This is a genomic window from Brachybacterium endophyticum (assembly GCF_003130585.1).
GTDB lineage: Bacteria > Actinomycetota > Actinomycetes > Actinomycetales > Dermabacteraceae > Brachybacterium > Brachybacterium endophyticum.
The window spans coordinates 1-4927 of the sequence record NZ_QFKX01000011.1 but is presented as its reverse complement, the minus strand read 5'-3'; the positions used below and the strand labels follow the sequence as shown (position 1 = coordinate 4927).

The following is a 4927-nucleotide window of genomic DNA, read 5'->3' as shown; positions in this document are numbered from 1 at the left end:
GGACGCGAACACACGCAAACAACAAATATTTGTGTTGATAAGTCGTCGGCCATTAGTACCAGTCAGCTCCACACATTACTGTGCTTCCACATCTGGCCTATCAACCCAGTGGTCTGCTGGGGGCCTCTCACACCACAAGGGTGCACGGATATCTCATCTTGAAGCAGGCTTCCCGCTTAGATGCTTTCAGCGGTTATCCCTTCCCGACGTAGCCAACCAGCCATGCTCTTGGCAGAACAACTGGCACACCAGAGGTCAGTCCATCCCGGTCCTCTCGTACTAGGGACAGGTCTTCTCAAATATCCAACGCGCGCAGCGGATAGGGACCGAACTGTCTCACGACGTTCTAAACCCAGCTCGCGTACCGCTTTAATAGGCGAACAGCCTAACCCTTGGGACCAACTCCAGCCCCAGGATGCGACGAGCCGACATCGAGGTGCCAAACCATGCCGTCGATATGAGCTCTTGGGCAAGATCAGCCTGTTATCCCCGGGGTACCTTTTATCCGTTGAGCGACACCCATTCCACAATGGAGTGCCGGATCACTAGTTCCTGCTTTCGCACCTGCCCGACATGTCTGTCTCGCAGTCAAGCTCCCTTGTGCACTTACACTCAACACCTGATTGCCAACCAGGCTGAGGGAACCTTTGAGCGCCTCCGTTACTCTTTAGGAGGCAACCGCCCCAGTTAAACTACCCATCAGGCACTGTCCCTGATCCGGATCACGGACCGAGGTTAGGAATCCAGAACGACCAGAGTGGTATTTCAACAACGACTCCACACGAACTAGCGTCCATGCTTCCCAGTCTCCCACCTATCCTACACAAGCCGTCCCGAACACCAATACCAAACTATAGTAAAGGTCCCGGGGTCTTTCCGTCCTGCTGCGCGTAACGAGCATCTTTACTCGTAATGCAATTTCGCCGAGTTCGCGGTTGAGACAGTGGAGAAGTCGTTACGCCATTCGTGCAGGTCGGAACTTACCCGACAAGGAATTTCGCTACCTTAGGATGGTTATAGTTACCACCGCCGTTTACTGGGGCTTAAATTCTTAGCTTCGCACCGAAGTGCTCACCAGTCCTCTTAACCTTCCAGCACCGGGCAGGCGTCAGTCCGTATACAGCGTCTTACGACTTCGCACGGACCTGTGTTTTTAGTAAACAGTCGCTTCTCCCTGGTCTCTGCGGCCCTCACAGCTCTCACTGCTCGGGCCCCCCTTCTCCCGAAGTTACGGGGGCATTTTGCCGAGTTCCTTAACCACGATTCTCTCGAACGCCTCGGTATTCTCTACCTGATCACCTGAGTCGGTTTCGGGTACGGGCGACCGTATTCGTCACGCCGGAACTTTTCTCGGCAGTACAGGATCACTCACCTACGCCCATACGGGATCCCCATCACGCCTCACCCCATACGGCACCGCATTACCGGTGCGCGGGCTACGCGCTTAGACGGACTATTCCATTAAGTCCGCGGAAGCTACCTCACTGCGTCATCCCATGCGCTGACCTACTACATGCTTGGTTCCCAGCCTCACCCCCACCCGCGTCCCGAAGGACACGGAGGAGACTCGGGTGGTTAGCATCACACGCCTCGGTATGGGTCCTCCTACGATCGGTTCGGGAATATCAACCCGATGTCCATCGACTACGCCTGTCGGCCTCGCCTTAGGTCCCGACTAACCCAGGGCGGATTAACCTGGCCCTGGAACCCTTGATCAATCGGCGGACGGGTTTCTCACCCGTCTTTCGCTACTCATGCCTGCATTCTCACTCGTGCAGCCTCCACCACTGGGTCACCCCGCGGCTTCACAGTCTGCACGACGCTCCCCTACCCACCCCGGACCAAATCCGGAGTGACACAGCTTCGGCGGTGTACTTGAGCCCCGCTACATTGTCGGCGCAGAATCACTTGACCAGTGAGCTATTACGCACTCTTTCAAGGGTGGCTGCTTCTAAGCCAACCTCCTGGTTGTCTCAGCAACTCCACATCCTTTTCCACTTAGCACACGCTTAGGGGCCTTAGCTGATGTTCTGGGCTGTTTCCCTCTCGACGATGAAGCTTATCCCCCACCGTCTCACTGCTGCGCTCTCACGTACCGGCATTCGGAGTTTGGCTAAGGTCAGTAACCCGGTGGGGCCCATCGCCTATCCAGTGCTCTACCTCCGGCACGAAACACGCAACGCTGCACCTAAATGCATTTCGGGGAGAACCAGCTATCACGAAGTTTGATTGGCCTTTCACCCCTATCCACAGGTCATCCCCTCCATTTTCAACTGAAGTGGGTTCGCGCCTCCACGCGGTCTTACCCGCGCTTCACACTGCCCATGGATAGATCACTTCGCTTCGGGTCTAGAGCCGGCGACTGAATACGCCCCATTCAGACTCGCTTTCGCTACGGCTACCCCACACGGGTTAACCTCGCCACCGACCACTAACTCGCAGGCTCATTCTTCAAAAGGCACGCCGTCACCCCGTAAGGCTCCGACGGATTGTAAGCGCACGGTTTCAGGTACTATTTCACTCCCCTCCCGGGGTGCTTTTCACCTTTCCCTCACGGTACTTGTCCGCTATCGGTCACGAGGTAGTATTCAGGCTTACCAGGTGGTCCTGGCAGATTCACACCGGATTTCACGGGCCCGGTGCTACTCGGGAACAGCATCACGCTGCACACTGCTTTCGTCTACGGGAGTCACACCCTCTACGCCACCGCACTCACCACGGCTTCGACTAACAGCACACATCACGTCGACCCTCCGGCAGAAGGATCCGACACGTCCCAACAACCCCGCACCTGCAACCCCTGCCGGGTATCACACAGACACGGTTTAGCCACCTCCGCTTTCGCTCGCCACTACTCACGGAATCACTATTGTTTTCTCTTCCTGTGGGTACTGAGATGTTTCACTTCCCCACGTTCCCTCCACACCACCTATACATTCAGTGGCGGGTACCAGAGCATGACCCCTGGTGGGTTTCCCCATTCGGACATCCCCGGATCACAGGTCGGTTGTCACCTCCCCGAGGCTTATCGCAGACTCCTACGTCCTTCATCGGCTCCTCGTGCCCAGGCATTCACCGTGCGCCCTTGAAGACTTAGGCAACACAAACAAATATCACAAAGACACTAAAAATTGCTTACAAGATGCTCGCGTCCACTATGCAGTTCTCAAGAAACAACCCCACACCACCACACCCGACCACAACAGTCAGATGCACCGGGGAGGACCAGCCACACACCCCAGACCATCCACCCCCACAGGGACGAACGGCCAGGGCTGCGTGCAGCCTCAAAACCCAATAGCGTGCCTCCACCTCGAACCCACCACCACAGCAGCCCGTTCCATCCCACGCAGGGAGTACTAGAGCCACCGACCGGCAGCGAGCGAAGCGCCCATTCGTTGATGTTCCACCCATGAGCAACCACCCCCACCACGATCGGGCAGGCAGATGGCCACCAATACTTGGTGATGCTCCTTAGAAAGGAGGTGATCCAGCCGCACCTTCCGGTACGGCTACCTTGTTACGACTTAGTCCCAATCACCGATCCCACCTTCGACGGCTCCCCCCACAAGGGATGGGCCACCGGCTTCGGGTGTTACCGACTTTCGTGACTTGACGGGCGGTGTGTACAAGGCCCGGGAACGTATTCACCGCAGCGTTGCTGATCTGCGATTACTAGCGACTCCGACTTCATGGGGTCGAGTTGCAGACCCCAATCCGAACTGAGACCGGCTTTTTGGGATTCGCTCCACCTCACAGTATTGCAACCCATTGTACCGGCCATTGTAGCATGCGTGAAGCCCAAGACATAAGGGGCATGATGATTTGACGTCGTCCCCACCTTCCTCCGAGTTGACCCCGGCAGTCTCCCATGAGTCCCCACCCGAAGTGCTGGCAACATGGAACGAGGGTTGCGCTCGTTGCGGGACTTAACCCAACATCTCACGACACGAGCTGACGACAACCATGCACCACCTGTGCACCAGTCCAAAGAAAACCACATCTCTGCAGTCGTCCGGTGCATGTCAAGCCTTGGTAAGGTTCTTCGCGTTGCATCGAATTAATCCGCATGCTCCGCCGCTTGTGCGGGCCCCCGTCAATTCCTTTGAGTTTTAGCCTTGCGGCCGTACTCCCCAGGCGGGGCACTTAATGCGTTAGCTACGGCGCGGACCACGTGGAATGTGCCCCACACCTAGTGCCCAACGTTTACGGCATGGACTACCAGGGTATCTAATCCTGTTCGCTCCCCATGCTTTCGCTTCTCAGTGTCAGTAATGGCCCAGAGACCTGCCTTCGCCATCGGTGTTCTTCCTGATATCTGCGCATTTCACCGCTACACCAGGAGTTCCAGTCTCCCCTACCACACTCTAGCCTGCCCGTACCCACCGCACGCCCGAGGTTGAGCCTCGGGTTTTCACGGCAGACGCGACAAGCCACCTACAAGCTCTTTACGCCCAATAATTCCGGACAACGCTTGCGCCCTACGTATTACCGCGGCTGCTGGCACGTAGTTAGCCGGCGCTTCTTCTGCAGGTACCGTCACTCTCGCTTCTTCCCTGCTGAAAGAGGTTTACAACCCGAAGGCCGTCATCCCTCACGCGGCGTCGCTGCATCAGGCTTTCGCCCATTGTGCAATATTCCCCACTGCTGCCTCCCGTAGGAGTCTGGGCCGTGTCTCAGTCCCAGTGTGGCCGGTCGCCCTCTCAGGCCGGCTACCCGTCATCGCCTTGGTAAGCCACTACCTCACCAACAAGCTGATAGGACGCGAGCCCATCCCCCACCGAAAAACTTTCCAGAAACCACCATGCGGTGGAAACTCGTATCCGGTATTAGCCCCGATTTCCCGAGGTTATCCCGAAGTGGGGGGCAGGTTACTCACGTGTTACTCACCCGTTCGCCACTAATCCGACCGTGCAAGCACGGCCAT

The 4927-nt window shown here is 56.9% G+C and carries 2 rRNA genes; both read right to left on the bottom strand.

Features of this window, described 5'->3' with window-relative positions:
• Positions 1-33: 33 nt before the first annotated feature.
• Positions 34-3100: ribosomal RNA gene (locus DEO23_RS15875) — 23S ribosomal RNA — on the bottom strand.
• A gap of 378 nt (positions 3101-3478) precedes the next feature.
• Positions 3479-4927: ribosomal RNA gene (locus DEO23_RS15870) — 16S ribosomal RNA — on the bottom strand; the annotation flags it as partial.